The 486-nt window shown below is 39.7% G+C and carries 1 pseudogene; it reads left to right on the top strand.

Features of this window, described 5'->3' with window-relative positions:
• Positions 1-486: pseudogene (locus tag G9F50_RS20280) on the top strand (IS3 family transposase); the annotation flags it as partial.

The following is a 486-nucleotide window of genomic DNA, read 5'->3' as shown; positions in this document are numbered from 1 at the left end:
TGCAGGAGTTGAATATTAAGAATAAGACACAGGTTCAGACATGGGTTAGATGGTATAAGGCTGGTGATACACATCGATTCGAACAGCCTGTTGGAAAGCAATACACTTACGGAAAAGGTCCGGAGTATTCTTCCGATTTAGAGAAACTGCAGGCAGAGATTCGTTACCTGAGACAACAGAATGAAGTTTTAAAAAAGTACAACGAATTGGAAAGGAAGTTGATAGCGAAACGTCAGTCGAACTTGTAGAAATATTGCACAGCACAATGACCGTACAGGATATCTGTATTCATTTAGGTATCTCTCGAGCGTCTTATTATCGTTGGAAGAAGAATCTGATGAAGGATCATCCCAAGCGCCATTTGGAAAAACAAATCGGCACGTTGTGCCGAGAGCACAAGTATCGATATGGATATCGAAAAATCACAGCCATACTAAAAAAGAGAATGTGTATTAACCATAAAACGGTTCAACGTATTATGCAGAA

It is taken from the genome of Bacillus sp. EKM206B (assembly GCF_011066015.1).
Classification (GTDB): domain Bacteria; phylum Bacillota; class Bacilli; order Bacillales; family Bacillaceae; genus Bacillus; species Bacillus velezensis.
This window is presented reverse-complemented; position numbering and strand designations above follow the sequence as displayed.